Genomic DNA, 16,123 nt, shown 5'->3' with positions numbered 1-16,123 from the left:
GATGAGAATATTTGTTTTAGAAGATGATTTTTCCCAACAAGATAGAATTGAAACAACGATTGAGAAACTCTTGAAGGAACATCATATCACTCCCAGTTCTTTTGAAGTTTTTGGCAAACCAGACCAGCTGCTGTCAGAGGTGCATGAGAAGGGAGCCCATCAGCTATTCTTTTTGGATATTGAGATTCGAAATGAGGAGATGAAGGGGCTGGAAGTGGCTAGAAAAATTCGGGATCGAGATCCTTATGCTCTCATCGTCTTTGTGACGACTCACTCGGAGTTTATGCCCCTGTCCTTTCGCTACCAAGTGTCTGCTTTGGACTACATTGATAAGGCTCTTTCGGCAGAGGAGTTTGAATCTCGTATCGAAACAGCCCTTCTCTATGCCAATAGTCAAGACAGTAAAAGTCTGGCGGAAGATTGCTTTTACTTTAAATCAAAATTTGCCCAATTCCAGTATCCTTTTAAAGAGGTTTACTATCTTGAAACGTCGCCCAGAGCCCATCGTGTTATTCTCTATACCAAGACGGACAGGCTGGAATTTACAGCGAGTTTAGAGGAGGTTTTCAAGCAGGAGCCCCGTCTCTTGCAGTGCCACCGCTCTTTTCTCATCAATCCTGCAAATGTGGTGCATTTGGATAAGAAAGAAAAACTCCTTTTCTTTCCCAATGGTGGAAGCTGTATGATAGCGCGTTATAAGGTCAGGGAAGTGTCTGAGGCCATCAATAACTTACACTGAGCTAGGAGAGTTTATGAACATTGCTTGGATATTGTTGTATTCACTTATTATTAATGGACTAAAAATTGTCATATTCTTTAAGGTAGATGGAATTAGTCTCACTTTCGATAGAATTTTTAAGGCCTTTCTTTTAAAATTTCTTCTGGCAGCAATTTTTACAACTTTTAAATTTTTAGTCCTGACTGACTATCTCTCATACTTAATAGAACCTTTGTTCGGCATAGGTTTGTCTTTCTTATTGTTAAGAGGGCTTCCTAAAAAACTCCTTTTCTTTTATGGTCTCTTTCCAATGATATTGGTGAATCTCTTTTATAGAGGAGTCTCCTATTTTGTACTTCCATTTTTGGGACAAGAAATTGTAGATAAAGATAGCAATCCTATCTTTTTATTGATTATGATATTCGTTTGCTTCATAGTTTTAGTCTTTTTGAAATGGTTGGACTATGATTTCACTAGATTGAGAAGGGAGATTCTAGATAAAGATTTTCAAAAGTCTCTTACTAAGATTAACTGGGCAATGGGGGCTTATTATCTAGTGATGCAAAGTCTATCTTACCTTGAATATGAACAAGGTATTCAATTAAGGACTGTTCGCCATTTCATCCTAGTCTTTTACCTACTCTTTTTTATGGGAATTATCAAGAAGTTAGATACCTATTTGAAGGACAAACTCCGTGAGAGACTGAACCAAGAGCAGGCCTTGCGCTATAGAGATATGGAACGCTATAGTCGGCATATAGAGGAACTTTACAAGGAAGTACGGGGTTTTCGCCATGACTACACCAACCTCTTGACTAGTTTACGTCTGGGTATTGAAGAGGAGGATATGGAGCAGATAAAAGAGGTCTACGATTCCGTCTTAAAGGATTCCAGTCAGAAATTGCAGGACAATAAATATGATCTTGGCAGATTGGTAAATGTTCGTGACCGTGCCCTCAAAAGTCTCCTAGCAGGGAAATTTATAAAAGCCAGAGATAAGAAGATTGTCTTTAATGTCGAAGTTCCTGAGGAGATTCAGGTCGAGGGGATGAGCCTGCTTGATTTTCTAACCATTGTGTCTATCCTTTGTGATAATGCCATTGAAGCTAGTGCAGAGGCTACTCAACCTCATGTTTCAATTGCCTTTTTAAAAAATGGAGCACAGGAGACCTTTATCATTGAAAACTCCATCAAAGAGGAGGTCATCGATCTTTCTGAAATCTTCTCCTTTGGAGCAAGTTCTAAAGGGGAGGAGAGAGGAGTTGGTCTTTATACTGTCATTAAGATTGTTGAAAGTCATCCTAATACCAGTCTAAATACCACCTGTCAAAATCAAGTCTTTCGTCAGGTGCTTACTGTGATACCTATAGAATGATGAAAAATAAGACCGAGAGTTTTTGTTTCTCGGTCTTATTTTTTATAGTTGTATTGGTTGATTAAATCCTTTTGTATTGTTTTGTTCAATTAGATTAAATCTATATAATAAATCTTCCCACCATCCTCCACCTGTAATCTGGTTGAGTTCGGTAGTTGTTAGTTCTTGAAATGAAGTTAGGTTTTGTTTCTTATCCATGTTATGATTCTCCTGTTTTATAAGATAATAAATAGTTATAGAGTGTTATCTGAAAATTAATCAGAATGGGTTAACATTTTATCTTTGAAATAATCAAAATATGTTTTCTTTGCAGTTACACTAGTGACGCGACCTTGTAAGCCATATTGGATGAGTTTACTATCCTCGTTAGATAGTTTTGCAAGAGCGGTTAATTTAAAGAGATTTCCTTGCTCTGTTCTGGTAGGAGTTTGATCAATTGTCTGAAGTTGGCCGATGATGGTAATGCCGTGATTTCCAATCTTCTCCAGTTTTAATCTTACAGTTTGTCCTTTATCTAGTAGAGGTAGATAGTCAGAAGATACGTAGTAAGTGATTAGTACTTCTCTTGTATCTGTGATGACAGGAAATATTTGAGCAATTTCTGTACCAGTTGGAATTCTATTTTTACCTTCAAATTCACTGTTTAAGTGAATGATACCTTTACTTGGAGCGGTTAAAGTATTGTTTTCCAAACGCTGTGTCGCTTGATCTAGTTGTACTTTTAATTCTGTTAATTGATTCTCCACGGTTAGTTGTTGCTGTGAGGCTGTCTGTAAAAACTGAGTGCGGAGTACTTCAATTTTGGTTACTAAACTATTATCATAAGTTGCTACACTTCCGATACCAGCTTGCTGAATTTTGAGGCTTGCGATAGATGTTTCAAGACCTGCAATACTTTGATTAATTTGAGATAAAAATGGCTCATCTGCAGTTCCCTGTGTTTGTCCTTGTGAGGCTACAAGATAACGATTCAAAATTGACTGGTGCGGATTGCCAGTTGGTAAGCGAGCTCTGTTATTTATGATAGCATCTCTCAGCTCTTGATATTCTCCAATTTGTTGTTGAACTTTTGTAATTTCTTGTTCGATGGCTGATGAACTGCTATTGGCAAGATTGGCTTGATTTGAAACCTCAGTGTTAGTCTTTGTGATACCCAGTTCAATATCATGGGATTGTTTAGTAAAATTCCTAAAGGTATTATGGTAGCCAAACTCATCCTCGCCAGAAAAAAGATCAGTCGCTTTTTCTAAGCTTTGTTTCAAAATTCCAAGTCCTTCTTTTTGCTTCTCAAGTCTGTGTAGTTGAGTTTCTAAGGCAGTTTTCTGACTTTCTTCCATTGTTTCAGAGTATTTGATGAGTAAGTCCCCTTTTTCAACTACTTGATTTGCCACTAAATGATTAGCAAGGATAGGATTATCACTTGTTGACTGAATAGATGCAATGACACTTGTAGGGGCGATTTCTCCTTGGGAAGTGACAGTAATTTCTTTTGTGGCAACAAGGGAGAAAATCAAGATGAAAGTAAGTAGTAATGAAAGAGGTATAATTAACACTGTCGCATAGTTATGGTAACGTCTCTGATAAAACTCGACGCTTCTAAAAAGATTAGGATTCATGACATTCTCCTTATTTATTGAACAGATGATGGTAGAAACCTTGCGCCTGCATTAACTCTTGGTGGCTACCAACTTCAATGATTTTCCCCTGGTCAAGAACAATGACACGGTTGGTTCGTTCGGCTATACTGAGACGATGGGCTACAAAGAGAATGGTTTTATCAGTGAGGGACATAAGATTATCTATAACTTTTTTCTCAGTCAAGACATCAAGACCGCTAGTAGCTTCATCTAGTATTAGAACAGGAGCTTTAGTTAAAAGAGCACGAGCGAGAGCGATTCGTTGCTTTTGTCCTCCTGATAGACCAGCTCCATCAGAGAGCTGAGTTTGATAGCCCATAGGCATTCTTTCAATGTCTTGACGGATTTCAGCTAATTCACAAGCTCTTAGAATATCTTCTTGGCTAATCATATGATTACCGCCCAAGGTTAAATTTTCCAAGATAGAGCCATTAAAGATATAGGCTTGTTGGGGTAGGTAATTAATATGACGGCGCAAGACTTTCTTATCAATGTTTTTAATATCCTGATGATTGATGGAAATATGTCCTTTGTAGGGTTCAAAGAAATTGACAATCATTTTGGCTAAAGTTGTTTTACCAGAACCACTGACTCCAACTAGGCTAACCTTATCTCCTTGTTTAATCGTGAGATTAATATCTGTTAAGGTATCTCGTCCAAAACCATACTTATAAGAAAGGTCATCAAATTCAATATCGCCCATCAAAAAATGTGAATGAACAGGGTTTTCTTGAACTTGAAATTCAGATTCGACTAGATAGACTTCGTTCAAACGGTTATTAGCGACTTTCGCAGATTGGAGTTTGGTTTGGAGATTGATAATATTTTCCATAGGAGTTGTAAAGTAAGAAAGAAGTGTGTTAAAGGTAATCAGCTGACCGATAGAAATTTTACTCGACATGACTAATTGAGCGCCAAACCATAGGATAAGGATATTCAGAACTAATTTTGTTCCCTGCTTTAAACTCGTTTGTAAAATAGAATATTTACTGAGCTTAAAGGATTTTTCCAAATAATCTACAAATTCGCTGTCTATATTTTGATAGCGATTTTCTTCACTCGTGAGCGACTTTATAGTTTCAATCCCGTTGATATCTTCGATAATGGCAGAACTAACCATAGAATTACTTTGCATGACATCATGGTTCATTTTTTCAAAAGGCTTCATAAAAGAAAAGATGATGACCATGTATATAGGAATGGAAATAAGAGAAAGAAGGAAGAGATTAGGGTTTTGTGCCAGTAAGACGCCCCCTACAAGAATCAGAATGGAAACATCCAGAAAAAGAGAAAGAATGGTAGAAGCCAAGGCATCTATAATAGAGTTGGCATCTGTGAACCGTGAAATAATTTCCCCTGTACGACGTGTCGCAAAGAAAGACATAGGAAGTTCAAAAATATGGCGAATATAGGATAAAATCACATCAATGCTTAATCTCTGACTCAGAACAGTTAGGAGATAATCACGGGAGAAGCTCATGACTTGCTGGAGGATATAGGTGATAACCAGACCAACTGAGATAATTCCTAAAGTTGATCTCATCTGATTTGGGATGTATTCATCCAAGATTCCTTGGAGATAATAAGAACCACCTATATTGATAATAGTGACCAATAAGCTTGAGAGAACAATATAAGCAATAAGAGATTTTTGTTTGAAAATCAGAGGAAGGAAGCTTAGTAGACCATTCTTTTTATCTTTATGGGGTTGATAGCTAGGTTTGGGAGCTAGAAAAATAGTTACTCCAGTCCATTCAGAGAAAAAGCGTTCTTTTGACATTTTGGTGATTTTTACAGAAGGATCAGGATCACCAATAATCAGATAGTCTTTCTTTGTTTGATAGACAACATAGTAATGTTGGAGTTTTCCTTCTTTGTTAACGTGAACGATAAATGGATAGGGGACATCACTCATGTCAAAGAGAGTTTTATCTGCTTGAACAGGTCTTGTTTCAAAGCCCATTTCATCAGCGGCTTTTACAATGCCAAGAGCAGTCGTCCCTTCTTTATTGGTCTTTGCAAGTTCTCTTAAGTGAGCTAGAGAAAAATCTGAACCATAGAATTTAGCAATCGAGGCTAAGGCAGCAACACCGCAGTCTCTAGCATCTATTTGAGGAACAAATGTACGTTTATAAGAAGTCATTGGCAATTCCTTTCATTTTCATATAGTAGATAGGTATATTATGCCATAAAAATAAGTTCATATTTTATGAAATCTTGAATAGTCATTGAAACTTCCTGAATGGTAAAAAAGTGATTAGAAATTATCTTTAAAAAAAATTTAGAGGTGGTTTTAAATAAAAAAGCTAATTTAAGACGTTTCGATGACAATTCAAGATTTGGATGAAAAAAATTAATAAACGGTGATATACTAAACTTGTCAAGGTTGCAACAAGACAAAAAATAAAAATAAAAATAAAATGGAGGTATTCATCATGATTTTACAATCTTCTGTATCCTTAAAAATTCTTGATGAGGATACACTTTCTGATATAGAAGGCGGAATTGCTTGGTGGGTTGGTCCAGCAGGATTTTTTGCTTATGGGATATTAGCTGGTTATACTGATGAGAAATGTATGATTGATAATGGAAATCACTGGTATTGTGTTAAGCTACCATAGAAGAAGGAGTAAAACAATGAAATATATAAAGGTATTAACAGATTCAAATTTAGAAAGAATACAAGGAGGAGACGATTTGATAAATTTTTATGAATTGGGAGAAAAAATAGGAAGATATTTAGCACACCCTCATCCAAATTCGGTTACTCTTCCAATGTGTTACGAATATGGTCCAGCTTATCCGGCGCCTGTTTTACCATGTAGAAAGTAGGGAAATAGAATGGGAAAAGTTACTATTATAGAATTATCGGAACTAGAATTGATTTATGGTGGTGACAGTCATGGTTCAATATTTCATCCTGACACTTGGGTGAGATATTTTGAATATGCTTTAACTCACCCGGGAAAAGGAGGGAATCTCCCTTTATGTGAAAACTATACACCTGCGTATCCAGGAAAAATTTTACCACAATGTTAAATTTTTATAAAACTATAGTTGAAAACACCTCAGGTTAAAGACAAAGTTTTATTATACTGTGTTTAGGTAAATTCGAATGATAGGTAAAGTTATCTGAGGAACTACTCTAGAAAAAAAGGAAATTCTAAACTTAGATTCGATTATATAGTCTCAAATATCCTAAGTATTGAAATTAGCCGTTTTCTGGTGCTTTATAGTAAGGTGGAGGAGTTTGTTAGTTTCAAACTTTGCTCGTAATGATTTGAAAAATTCCAATTTTCTTGTAGAAATTCACAAAAATTTAGATTGTCTATGTTTGGAATATCAGTAAAATGTATTTATAGAGAAAAAAATTTTGAAGTTTAAGTTTTTAGTTACTTCAATTAAAGAGAGGTTGTATTTATGACTATTTTTAACAAATGTCATGCTGTGTTTGTTGGATTTTTAGCCTTTATAACAGTTACTACAGTAGGTTATACCATCAATCAAGGAGATTTTTTTCAAAACGAGTACCTATTTATTATCACAAAGACTTTCTGGATTTCACTGAGTGTTGCCTATGCGAAATGGTTTGATATGGTTTCGCTAAGAAGGTTAACGAAGAAAGAAATTCTACTTTTTATTGGAAGCTTTCTTATTTGTGTGCTGGTAAATATAGGTTATTATAGTTTTTTTACAGTCTCTTCTGGTGCTAGATATCAACACCTTGAGGCTACTAGTACAGGAATTTCCTTATCCTTTATTGCAAGCGTGACAGTTTTTGGGCCTATTCTGGAGGAATTTGTTTTCAGAGGTATCCTTCAAGGTGCGGTTTTTGAAAATTCTTGGTTGGGGCTTATACTGACTGCCTCTCTCTTCTCTTTCCTGCATGCTCCTTATGATGTTCCTTCGTTTATCTATTATCTATTTGGAGGTTTCATGCTGGGCTTTGCTTATAAAAAGAGTCAAAATCTATCGGTGCCTATTTTAGTTCATATCTGTTACAATTGTTTATCATTCTTGTAGTATATGTAAGTAACCAATATGATATAATATTGGATAAAAAATCTTAAAAAATAGGGAAATGGATACTATTACTGTTTAGATTAATAATATTAAATGATGTCACAATTTGAGATTGTGGATACTGAGAATTTTGCGAAAGTTGAAGAAGGTTTCGGAGGTTGGGAAGAGGAAGCTTTTCAAAAAAATTATATGGTTTGATTGGATAATCATCTGCGCATTCTAATGGTGGTTCTTAATACTTTTTTCGTAACTAATATCAAGTTTAGTCTGATTGGAACAGTTGTAGGAGGATTCGCTGGTTATGGAATGTATGTTCTTGGCTATCTAGGAGATTATCTTGACCTTACAAATCATAGAGTTGTTTCTGCTAAAACATTTCACAAAAGTTATCAAATTTTAGAAAATGATTAGATGTCATTTAATTGTAATGGAGAAAGCAATGAAAAAAATATTTTTTAAAAAACGGACCATCTTCCTTGCGAGATTGTTCCTAGGTCAGTTTCCCGTGCTTGTCTCTACTTATCTGTTTCTATCTCGTCAGTTTTTAAATTTTTCCGTAGTTTTCCAATTTCTTTTAGTAGTTATTAACTTGGCTTCTATTTTGGCTACTGTTTATCTCACTAGGGAAATGAGGATAAGAGAATTTGAAGATGATGATTTTGTTAGTCCTAGAACCAATCAACTCATGTTCATCGGCTTGACAGGCTTTATGTCTATTATTTGTTTGTATAGAGGTATCATAGCAACAGAAGCCTACCAACAAATAATCGCATATATTGGCGCTGTTCTCTGCTTAATTATCATGCTTCTGCTTATGTGGGGCTTGAAGTATTATAAAAAGTAGAGCTTAATAAAGTATAAAGGGGTAAGTGTTTTCGAAATACTTACCCTTTTATAATGAAGTTTTTGCAATTCAAGATGTTTTGATGACCATTTAAGATTTATATGAATTTGTAATCTTAAATAAGGTAAGATAAAAATAACAAATGTAAAGGAGTATTCTTATGAAGAATCAAAAGATAAAATCGCTATTACTTGTACCACTTGTATTTGCATCTATTACTACGGGTGTTGTATATGCAGAAGAACAGCCTACTACTTCATCTATCCAGGCGAATGATAGTTCTGTTGTGACACCAGATTTGCCATCGGCTAAGGAAAAGGTGGAGCACAAACCTTCTGTTGTAACCCCAGAAGAGTATGAGAAGAATGTTACGGACTTTAAAAAGATAGATATTGAAGCTGTACGTCAATCTTTTACAGAGGATCAATTGGAACATACTATTTATTTTGGTAGAAAAACTTGCTCTCATTGTCGTCAATTTTCTCCTGAATTGAAAGAATTTAATAACTTGATTGAAAAGAAGTTAGAGTATTATGATTTGGACGGTAAGGATTTTGATGGGGAAGCGAGAGAGTTTCTATTTAAAAAAGTCGGTATTCCAGGAACACCAACAATTTTGTATTTAAAAAATGGACATCCGATATCTGGATGGGTTGGTGGCGGAGCAACTGCACAACAGGTGTATGATTATATGTACTCGAGAAATTCACCTAAGCAAACAGAGACAGTGAAACCTTCTGAGGAAACAGTAACTGAAAGTGTCCGTGATGAGAAAACCAGAAATGACAGCATGAGTATTAGTAATAAAGTTGTAAGTGACAGCAAAGGTATGAGTGATGAAAAAAGAACCGAAATGAAAATATCCAATGATAATCCCAATTCTAATAGTGAAAATAGTGGGAAAGTGGAGAGTACAAACTCAACTTCTAAAGCTAAAACTACTCAATCTGGCAATTTAGCAATGTTAGACAATAAGAATCAATTGGAAACTCCCAAACCTATTTTTGATGTTGCTCAAGAAAATAAAACTCCTTTAACCGATGTTAAGGATGCTGATTATGTAAGCGAATCTATTACTTCGAATGAAAAATTATTACCGAAAACAGGAGAGGAAGAAAGTTACCAACTGATTTGGCTGGCTGTCGCATTTTTTATGGCTTCTATAATGATTAAAGTGAAACAAAAAATTTATAAATAAAAATAGATGGTAAACAGGTGCAATGATATTATTTGTTTGTAATAACATATGGCTAACCTTTGCCTATAGACAAGAGTGAGAAGATAGGTGTATTTAGTTTATATATAAAAGATTATAACTGTATATGAAATGAATGGTAAATAGTTAGTATTAGCTGAAGTAGAAAATCGAAAATGAAAGGAAAATTATCATGAGTAAGAATAGTAGAACAGAAAAAGCTAGAGTAACAGAAAGTGCAGATTTTGGAGCATATTTTTTAATTTTAGCAGTTGTAGCCGTCGGGGCGCTTGCTTATTTTTCAGAAGATTTTGGGCCAAGGTGGGCAAAAGTTATAGAAATAGTCGGAGCGCCGTTTTCTTTAGGTTTAGGTTTTTTTGCTTTTGATAAAGGTTTTGAAATGCTGAACGATTATAAAAAGAATAAAAGAAAAGAAGACGACGAGGAAGAAAAAAACAACAATCAGAACTAAAAAATGTAAAATAAAGGGGTAAAAAATGGCGAGTAAAAAGAAGTTACTTGGAGAAGAGTTTGGGAAGATGGTGTTGTCAAGGACGATAGCAACCTATGAAAAAGTAATCAACGCTGAAAAATAACATTTTCAGATGAAAAGATGGAGGAGTTAGACAACATACTATCTAATGGAATGGGGTTGCTTGATGGAGTACAAGCATACGATATTCTAACAGGACGAAAATAAAAAAAGTATTCCTCGTGAATACAAAAACAATGTTTCAATTTGCAGAAGCTAACAGATAAATTTTCTCTTTATCCAGCCTGACTTTTAATAAGTTGGATGTTATATTATTTGAGGTATCCTATATGAATAAGAAATCCTTTTTTATCATCTGTTCTACGTTGATCATAGCATCAAATCTTCTCATGATTTCCGTGGTGAACAAGGGAGAAGAAACGGGGAGCAACCTGTTTGTGATTGCTATAGCCTGTGTTATGCTACCAGTCTTTTTATATGCAGTTGAAAACCAACTGACTTCATTAATAAGAGGAGAATCCATACTTCTGATTCAGTTGACAGTTATATCCCTACTCCGTCTTATCAACAGAATAGAGAGGACGCCTGAAATCTTCAACATTATTATTACCCTTCTCGCTTTGGCAAGTGGGACAGCTGCTATCCTTGTTGCGATTATGAGAATATATGAGAACATACGGAAGTGAGGGTGAGTAGTTTTCTATTTTGTATTTTCACATTGTCAAGTTCCCCCAGGGCAAGTATGTTTTCCATGCTTGCTTTTTAAATTTTTTAACAATTCAAGATGTTTTGATGACCATTTGTGATTTGGATGGAAAATTTTAAAAAATAGTAGTATACTAACCTTATTAAAGTTGTAATAGGACGAAAGTAAAAAGAGGTATTCCTCGTGAATGCAAAAACAATGTTACCATTGGCTATTATGCTTGCTTAAAGGCTTGAGCCTGTGTACTTGGAGGTAATTATGGATTTCAAAACTTTTCTTATTGTTTTTGTTGTTGGCATGTTTGTTTCTTTTATTACTTCTTTAATTAGGGAAAAATTTTTAAAATCTCCAAATAAGAATAAAGATAGATCTAATTAGATAAAAAGATTTTTTATCGCTAGTTTAATCTACAGTGGAGTTTCTTTAATATTGTTTCGCCTGTTAAAATGATATGTGATAGCAGGATAAAAAATCTACAAATTAAGTTGGTATCAATATGGTGTAAAGGGCAAGTATGTTTTTCATGCTTGCTTTTTTAATTTTTAACAATTCAAGATGTTTTGATGACCATTTATGATTTCAGTGATCCAAGGTCAAAATGAGTGCTATACTAGCAGTGTAAAGGTTCTAGCTCAACTCAGATAAAGAATACATTTAGGAGGAAATTTTATGAAGAAAAAAATACTTGTCATTTTCATCTTGTATCTAATCATGTCCATCTTTCTTTATCCGCTTAGGGAGAGTATTTGGTATCATTTATTTTATACCATAGCCTATGTGATTGCAGTTATGATTTATTTTGCTTTAATGAAAAAGAAAGGAGCAAAGAAATGAAAACTTTTCTTGCTAAAAAACAGACCATCTTCCTTGCGAGATTGTTCCTAGGGCAGTTGCCCTTACTTATCTCTACTTATCTATTTCTATCTCGTCAGTTTTTAAATTTTTCTTTAATTTTCCAATTTCTTTTAGTGGTTATTAACTTAGCTTCCATTTTGGTCACTGTTTACCTCACTAGGGAGATGAGGATAAGAGAGTTTGAAGATGATGATTTGGTTAGTCCTAGAACCAATCAACTCATGTATATCGGCTTGGCAGGTTTTATGTCTATTATTTGTTTGTATAGAGGTATCACAGCAGGAGAATCCTATCAACAATTAATATCCTATATTGGTGCCATTCTCTGCTTGATTATCATGCTTTTACTCATTTGGGGCTTGAAGTATTATAAAAAGTAGGGAAGAACTTTCTTCTTAATCTGTGACTAGTCTATGGTCTGGCAAGAGGAGGTATTAGGCTAGCTACTGTCTTGTAGATAGTAGGGAGGATTTCTATGAAAAACATCCTATTCTTTTCAAAGCGAGTGCAATTCTTTCTTATTTATTTTTGTTTTTTGGATTGTTTTGGACAACCCAATTTTGGAGCAATTAAATGGTAAGTGGTCTATTATACATCCTTCAAAACCATGTAGTCCTTATGGTATTGGGGGAACTCCAAACTCATGTAATGGTATTTAAAAAGGATTGAAGCTATGAAGGCAAAATATGGGAATCAAATTGTTGATGTTTGGGAAATTGGTCAAGCAACTCCTAAACCAAGTTGGGTAGAGGAAGCTTTTCAAAAAAATTATATGGTTTGGTTGGATAATCATGTGCGCATTCTAATGGCAGGTCTTAACACTTCTCTCGCAACGAATATCAAGTTTGGTCTAGTTGGAACAGCTGGAGGAGGATTCGCTGGTTATGGGATGTATGTTCTTGGTTATCCAGGTGATTATATAGATATCACCAATCATAGAGTTATTTCTGCTAAAACATTTCACAAAAGTTATCAAATTTTAGAAAATGATTAGATATCATTTAATTGTAATGGAGAAAGCTATGAAAAAACACGCTATTCTTTTCAAAACGAGTGCCATTCTTTCTTATTTGTTTCTGTTTTTCGGACTGTCTTGGACGACCCAATTTTGGAGCAATTATTGGGAGTTCTCGTCTTGGGTAGGAAATCTTATCTGGATTCGAAACATCATCAGCCTTCTCTTTATATGCTTGATGATTTGGATTTTGGTCAGGTCGGGCCATGCTTATCTCTTTCGCATCCCTAGGAAAAAGTGGTTGAGCTATTCTGTTCTGACGGTGTTAGCCGCTGTTGTACTTATCTGCTTTAACTATCTGACAGCTAAACACGTTCAGGGGACCAATGAAGGTTGGAATTTGTTTATTGCCTATAGTGAGACAAATTTTGCGGAGTTTGGTGTTTACCTAACCTTAATCGTACTAGGACCTCTGATGGAAGAATTGGTATGTAGGGGATTGCTTCAACATGCCTTCTTTAAGAATTCGAGGTGGGGGCTGGATCTTCTCTTTCCGTCATTCTTATTTGCCTTGCCCCACTTTTCTAGCTTGCCAAGTCTCGCAGATATTTTTGTCTATACGGCAGTGGGCTGTCTATTTGCCTGTCTAACACGTTATACGAAGAGTATCTATCCTTCTTATTCGATTCATATTGTTAATAATATCATTGCAAACTTACCATTTTTGCTGACTTTTTTACACAGAGTCTTGGGGTAAAAAAACCAAGGCTTGCTTTTCAGCCATAGAGGAGGTCATCATGTATAAACACTTATTTTTCCTAGATTCAAAAACCTTAGACTGGTTGACGCCCTATATTCTAGTCTTGGCTTCTGACACCATTGTCTTTAATGTTTTTGTGCTAACCTTTGTATCTGTTGTAGTCTTTTATTTCCTAAATCCCGTGCTATCTTTAACAGCTATCTTCTTAGGGGCTGGCTATGTGGTCGGATTTTGGTTACTCAAATGGTTTGTTTTGGAAAGGTTAGAGCTCAAGGATGACGCGTAGGAAGTCTGTTTGGTGAGGAGGATAATTTTATGGAGTTTTTTGATAAATTTCATGCCTTGTGCATTGGATTTTTAGTACTAATAATTGTCATTACAGTTCCTTATACGATTAACCATGGGGATTTTTTTCAAAATGAATCTGCATTGATTATTGTAAGTCTTCTTGTAACCTCGATGAGTGTTGCTTATGCTAGAAAATTTGAAATGATTTCTTTTGGGATGTTAAGCAAGAAAGACCTTTTGCTTTTCATTGCAATCTTTCTTCTAAGTGTGCTTGAGACGCTGGTTTATATTAAATTCTTTGCTGTTTCTTCTGGCGCAGGAGTTCAACACTTGGCTGAAGTCAGCAGAGGAATTTCTCTGTCTTTGATTTTGACTTCCTCAGTTTTTGGACCAATCCAGGAGGAACTCATTTTCAGAGGACTTCTTCAAGGTGCAGTTTTTGACAATTCTTGGTTAGGGCTTGTGCTAACTTCCTCTCTCTTTTCTTTTATGCATGGTCCTTCTAATGTACCTTCGTTTATTTTTTATCTACTTGGGGGCTTGTTACTGGGCTTTGCTTATAAAAAGAGCCAAAACCTATGGGTTTCTACTCTAGTTCACATGTTTTACAATGCTTGGCCACTCTTATATTATTTATAAAAATCATGAAAAGGTAAGCAGAAGACGGTGCTTGCCTTTTTCAGGCTATAATGATAGCCCCAGCCAATTGAGAGGCCTTTCTTTGAGAATCGGGTGTGGAGCGGTTGACGAATAGGCCAAAAACTAGTAGAATAGTAAGGAAACTTTATACGGAGGAAAGAAATGGATTTGGGTGATAATGAGCTAACACTGACTCCCATACCTGGGAAAAGTGGCAAAGCTTATATGGGTAGCTATCCTGATGGGAAGCGCATCTTTGTAAAAATGAACACCTCTCCAATCCTACCTGGTCTAGCTAGAGAACAAATTGCTCCACAATTATTATGGAGTCGCCGTTTGGCAGATGGGCGTGATATGTGTGCTCAAGAATGGTTGACAGGCAAAATATTGACCCCCTATGATATGAATCGTAAACAAATCGTCAATATTTTAACCCGCCTTCATCGCTCACGTCCATTGATGACACAGTTGAGTCGCTTGGGCTATGCCATGGAAACACCTGTAGATTTACTGCAGTCTTGGCAAGAAACGGCTCCAGATGCTTTGCGTAAAAATCATTTTATCAGTGAAGTGATGGCTGATTTACGTCAGACTATTCCAGGATTTAGAGAGGACTATGCGACCATTGTCCATGGAGATGTACGACATAGTAATTGGATTGAGACAGATAGTGGCTTGATTTATTTGGTAGATTGGGATTCGGTTCGCTTGACCGACCGCATGTTTGATGTGGCCCATATGCTCTGCCATTATATTCCAGAACATCAGTGGAAGGAATGGTTGACCTACTACGGTTACAAGTACAATCAAACGGTATTAAATAAATTGTATTGGTACGGTCAATTGTCTTACTTGAGCCAGATTTCCAAGTATTATATGAACCAAGATTTAGAAAATGTCAATCGGGAGATTCATGACCTGCGTCACTTCCGAGACAAGTATGGAAAGAGAAGATGAGAGTTAGAAATCGTAAAGGGGCGACAGAATTACTAGAGGCAAATCCCCAGTATGTGGTCCTCAATCCCTTGGAAGCCAAGGGGAAATGGCGGGACTTATTTGACAATGATAATCCCATTCATGTGGAAGTTGGAAGTGGAAAGGGTGCCTTTGTTTCAGGTATGGCCAAGCAAAACCCTGATATCAACTATATCGGGATTGATATTCAAAAGTCTGTTTTGAGCTACGCTTTGGACAAGGTGCTTGAAGTTGGAGTTCCTAATATCAAGCTCTTGTGGGTAGATGGTTCTGACTTGACTGACTACTTTGAAGACGGTGAGATTGATCGCTTGTATCTGAACTTTTCAGATCCTTGGCCGAAAAAACGCCATGAAAAGCGTCGTTTGACATACAAGACCTTCTTGGATACCTTCAAGCGTATCTTGCCTGAAAATGGAGAAATTCATTTCAAGACGGATAACCGTGGCTTGTTTGAGTACAGTTTAGTGAGCTTTTCTCAGTATGGCATGAAGCTCAATGGTGTCTGGCTAGATTTGCATGCCAGTGATTTTGAAGGCAATGTCATGACAGAATACGAGCAAAAATTCTCCAACAAGGGGCAAGTTATCTACCGAGTTGAGGCAGAATTTTAAGAAAAAGCCTGAAATCAGGCTGTATAAGTGCTTTTGCTTTACATAA

At 35.9% G+C, this 16,123-nt stretch carries 20 protein-coding genes and 2 pseudogenes; 19 read left to right on the top strand and 3 right to left on the bottom strand.

Annotation, left to right across the window (positions count from 1 at the left end; all coding sequences use genetic code 11):
* Position 1: 1 nt before the first annotated feature.
* Complete coding sequence (locus tag FJR77_RS04125) at positions 2-739, top strand: response regulator transcription factor (protein ID WP_140833396.1); 738 nt, start codon at positions 2-4, stop codon at positions 737-739.
* 13 nt (positions 740-752) lie between these two features.
* Positions 753-2,093 (top strand): sensor histidine kinase, encoded by a 1,341-nt coding sequence (locus tag FJR77_RS04120; protein WP_140833398.1) that lies wholly within the window; start codon positions 753-755, stop codon positions 2,091-2,093.
* A gap of 42 nt (positions 2,094-2,135) precedes the next feature.
* Here the strand turns inward: FJR77_RS04120 and blpC are convergent, their stop codons facing one another.
* From blpC to blpA, 3 genes are read right to left on the bottom strand one after another with little or no spacing between them, the layout of a single operon-like run.
* On the bottom strand, positions 2,136-2,291 hold the full coding sequence (blpC, locus tag FJR77_RS04115; protein ID WP_138705438.1) for a quorum-sensing system pheromone BlpC: 156 nt from the start codon (positions 2,289-2,291) through the stop codon (positions 2,136-2,138).
* 56 nt (positions 2,292-2,347) lie between these two features.
* Positions 2,348-3,709 (bottom strand): peptide export ABC transport accessory protein BlpB, encoded by a 1,362-nt coding sequence (gene blpB / locus FJR77_RS04110; RefSeq protein WP_140833400.1) that lies wholly within the window; start codon positions 3,707-3,709, stop codon positions 2,348-2,350.
* 10 nt (positions 3,710-3,719) lie between these two features.
* Positions 3,720-5,873 (bottom strand): peptide cleavage/export ABC transporter BlpA, encoded by a 2,154-nt coding sequence (blpA, locus tag FJR77_RS04105; RefSeq protein ID WP_000205163.1) that lies wholly within the window; start codon positions 5,871-5,873, stop codon positions 3,720-3,722.
* 292 nt (positions 5,874-6,165) lie between these two features.
* Between blpA and FJR77_RS04095 the strand changes: the two genes are divergently transcribed.
* The 17 genes and pseudogenes from FJR77_RS04095 to trmB all read left to right on the top strand — a co-directional run bounded on the left by FJR77_RS04095 (position 6,166) and on the right by trmB (position 16,077).
* A complete protein-coding gene (locus tag FJR77_RS04095; protein WP_000603122.1) occupies positions 6,166-6,351 on the top strand; it encodes a hypothetical protein in 186 nt (61 codons plus the stop codon).
* A 16-nt stretch (positions 6,352-6,367) separates the two neighbouring features.
* Positions 6,368-6,562, top strand: a complete 195-nt coding sequence (locus FJR77_RS04090; RefSeq protein ID WP_000874095.1) for a hypothetical protein — start codon at positions 6,368-6,370, stop codon at positions 6,560-6,562.
* Between the two features lie 9 nt (positions 6,563-6,571).
* Positions 6,572-6,769 carry a hypothetical protein gene (locus FJR77_RS04085; protein ID WP_000521218.1) on the top strand — a complete coding sequence of 66 codons (198 nt, stop codon included), beginning with the start codon at positions 6,572-6,574 and terminating at the stop codon, positions 6,767-6,769.
* A 381-nt stretch (positions 6,770-7,150) separates the two neighbouring features.
* Positions 7,151-7,753 carry a CPBP family intramembrane glutamic endopeptidase gene (locus tag FJR77_RS04080; RefSeq protein WP_000151808.1) on the top strand — a complete coding sequence of 201 codons (603 nt, stop codon included), beginning with the start codon at positions 7,151-7,153 and terminating at the stop codon, positions 7,751-7,753.
* A 96-nt stretch (positions 7,754-7,849) separates the two neighbouring features.
* A pseudogene (locus FJR77_RS10285) lies at positions 7,850-8,164 on the top strand (role in replication).
* A gap of 28 nt (positions 8,165-8,192) precedes the next feature.
* Complete coding sequence (locus FJR77_RS04070; protein ID WP_140833403.1) at positions 8,193-8,597, top strand: immunity protein; 405 nt, start codon at positions 8,193-8,195, stop codon at positions 8,595-8,597.
* A gap of 160 nt (positions 8,598-8,757) precedes the next feature.
* Positions 8,758-9,795 (top strand): thioredoxin domain-containing protein, encoded by a 1,038-nt coding sequence (locus FJR77_RS04065; RefSeq protein WP_000795770.1) that lies wholly within the window; start codon positions 8,758-8,760, stop codon positions 9,793-9,795.
* 190 nt (positions 9,796-9,985) lie between these two features.
* Entirely contained in the window at positions 9,986-10,264 is a 279-nt protein-coding gene (locus FJR77_RS04060; protein WP_000042207.1) for a hypothetical protein, read from the top strand.
* Positions 10,265-10,614: 350 nt separating this feature from the next.
* Positions 10,615-10,971, top strand: coding sequence for a hypothetical protein (locus FJR77_RS04055; protein WP_140833405.1), 357 nt, complete (start codon positions 10,615-10,617; stop codon positions 10,969-10,971).
* A gap of 850 nt (positions 10,972-11,821) precedes the next feature.
* On the top strand, positions 11,822-12,226 hold the full coding sequence (locus FJR77_RS04040; protein ID WP_140833411.1) for an immunity protein: 405 nt from the start codon (positions 11,822-11,824) through the stop codon (positions 12,224-12,226).
* 171 nt (positions 12,227-12,397) lie between these two features.
* Positions 12,398-12,505: pseudogene (locus FJR77_RS10275) on the top strand (ComC/BlpC family peptide pheromone/bacteriocin); the annotation flags it as partial.
* Positions 12,506-12,519: 14 nt separating this feature from the next.
* Positions 12,520-12,840, top strand: coding sequence for a role in replication (locus FJR77_RS04025; protein WP_120719178.1), 321 nt, complete (start codon positions 12,520-12,522; stop codon positions 12,838-12,840).
* A gap of 28 nt (positions 12,841-12,868) precedes the next feature.
* Complete coding sequence (locus FJR77_RS04020; protein WP_140833413.1) at positions 12,869-13,558, top strand: CPBP family intramembrane glutamic endopeptidase; 690 nt, start codon at positions 12,869-12,871, stop codon at positions 13,556-13,558.
* Between the two features lie 40 nt (positions 13,559-13,598).
* Positions 13,599-13,847 carry an immunity protein BlpZ gene (gene blpZ, locus FJR77_RS04015; protein WP_140833415.1) on the top strand — a complete coding sequence of 83 codons (249 nt, stop codon included), beginning with the start codon at positions 13,599-13,601 and terminating at the stop codon, positions 13,845-13,847.
* 29 nt (positions 13,848-13,876) lie between these two features.
* On the top strand, positions 13,877-14,488 hold the full coding sequence (locus FJR77_RS04010; RefSeq protein ID WP_140833417.1) for a CPBP family intramembrane glutamic endopeptidase: 612 nt from the start codon (positions 13,877-13,879) through the stop codon (positions 14,486-14,488).
* A 162-nt stretch (positions 14,489-14,650) separates the two neighbouring features.
* A complete protein-coding gene (gene ccrZ, locus FJR77_RS04000) occupies positions 14,651-15,445 on the top strand; it encodes a cell cycle regulator CcrZ (RefSeq protein ID WP_140833421.1) in 795 nt (264 codons plus the stop codon).
* Entirely contained in the window at positions 15,442-16,077 is a 636-nt protein-coding gene (gene trmB, locus FJR77_RS03995) for a tRNA (guanosine(46)-N7)-methyltransferase TrmB (RefSeq protein WP_140833423.1), read from the top strand. The genes ccrZ and trmB overlap by 4 nt, the downstream gene beginning before the upstream one ends.
* The last annotated feature ends 46 nt before the right edge of the window (positions 16,078-16,123 follow it).

Origin of the sequence: Streptococcus shenyangsis, from assembly GCF_006385785.1 — a bacterium.
Classification (GTDB): domain Bacteria; phylum Bacillota; class Bacilli; order Lactobacillales; family Streptococcaceae; genus Streptococcus; species Streptococcus shenyangsis.
Note: the sequence above shows the minus strand (reverse complement) of the source record. Positions and strands in the feature narration are given on the sequence as shown.

What these genes read in the sequence shown, in the direction of transcription:
- FJR77_RS04125 (WP_140833396.1), top strand. Translation starts at nt 2, where the DNA reads ATGAGAATATTTGTTTTAGAAGATGATTTTTCCCAACAAGATAGAATT.
- FJR77_RS04120 (WP_140833398.1), top strand. Translation starts at nt 753, where the DNA reads ATGAACATTGCTTGGATATTGTTGTATTCACTTATTATTAATGGACTA.
- blpC (WP_138705438.1), bottom strand. Translation starts at nt 2,291, where the DNA reads ATGGATAAGAAACAAAACCTAACTTCATTTCAAGAACTAACAACTACC.
- blpB (WP_140833400.1), bottom strand. Translation starts at nt 3,709, where the DNA reads ATGAATCCTAATCTTTTTAGAAGCGTCGAGTTTTATCAGAGACGTTAC.
- blpA (WP_000205163.1), bottom strand. Translation starts at nt 5,873, where the DNA reads ATGACTTCTTATAAACGTACATTTGTTCCTCAAATAGATGCTAGAGAC.
- FJR77_RS04095 (WP_000603122.1), top strand. Translation starts at nt 6,166, where the DNA reads ATGATTTTACAATCTTCTGTATCCTTAAAAATTCTTGATGAGGATACA.
- FJR77_RS04090 (WP_000874095.1), top strand. Translation starts at nt 6,368, where the DNA reads ATGAAATATATAAAGGTATTAACAGATTCAAATTTAGAAAGAATACAA.
- FJR77_RS04085 (WP_000521218.1), top strand. Translation starts at nt 6,572, where the DNA reads ATGGGAAAAGTTACTATTATAGAATTATCGGAACTAGAATTGATTTAT.
- FJR77_RS04080 (WP_000151808.1), top strand. Translation starts at nt 7,151, where the DNA reads ATGACTATTTTTAACAAATGTCATGCTGTGTTTGTTGGATTTTTAGCC.
- FJR77_RS04070 (WP_140833403.1), top strand. Translation starts at nt 8,193, where the DNA reads ATGAAAAAAATATTTTTTAAAAAACGGACCATCTTCCTTGCGAGATTG.
- FJR77_RS04065 (WP_000795770.1), top strand. Translation starts at nt 8,758, where the DNA reads ATGAAGAATCAAAAGATAAAATCGCTATTACTTGTACCACTTGTATTT.
- FJR77_RS04060 (WP_000042207.1), top strand. Translation starts at nt 9,986, where the DNA reads ATGAGTAAGAATAGTAGAACAGAAAAAGCTAGAGTAACAGAAAGTGCA.
- FJR77_RS04055 (WP_140833405.1), top strand. Translation starts at nt 10,615, where the DNA reads ATGAATAAGAAATCCTTTTTTATCATCTGTTCTACGTTGATCATAGCA.
- FJR77_RS04040 (WP_140833411.1), top strand. Translation starts at nt 11,822, where the DNA reads ATGAAAACTTTTCTTGCTAAAAAACAGACCATCTTCCTTGCGAGATTG.
- FJR77_RS04025 (WP_120719178.1), top strand. Translation starts at nt 12,520, where the DNA reads ATGAAGGCAAAATATGGGAATCAAATTGTTGATGTTTGGGAAATTGGT.
- FJR77_RS04020 (WP_140833413.1), top strand. Translation starts at nt 12,869, where the DNA reads ATGAAAAAACACGCTATTCTTTTCAAAACGAGTGCCATTCTTTCTTAT.
- blpZ (WP_140833415.1), top strand. Translation starts at nt 13,599, where the DNA reads ATGTATAAACACTTATTTTTCCTAGATTCAAAAACCTTAGACTGGTTG.
- FJR77_RS04010 (WP_140833417.1), top strand. Translation starts at nt 13,877, where the DNA reads ATGGAGTTTTTTGATAAATTTCATGCCTTGTGCATTGGATTTTTAGTA.
- ccrZ (WP_140833421.1), top strand. Translation starts at nt 14,651, where the DNA reads ATGGATTTGGGTGATAATGAGCTAACACTGACTCCCATACCTGGGAAA.
- trmB (WP_140833423.1), top strand. Translation starts at nt 15,442, where the DNA reads ATGAGAGTTAGAAATCGTAAAGGGGCGACAGAATTACTAGAGGCAAAT.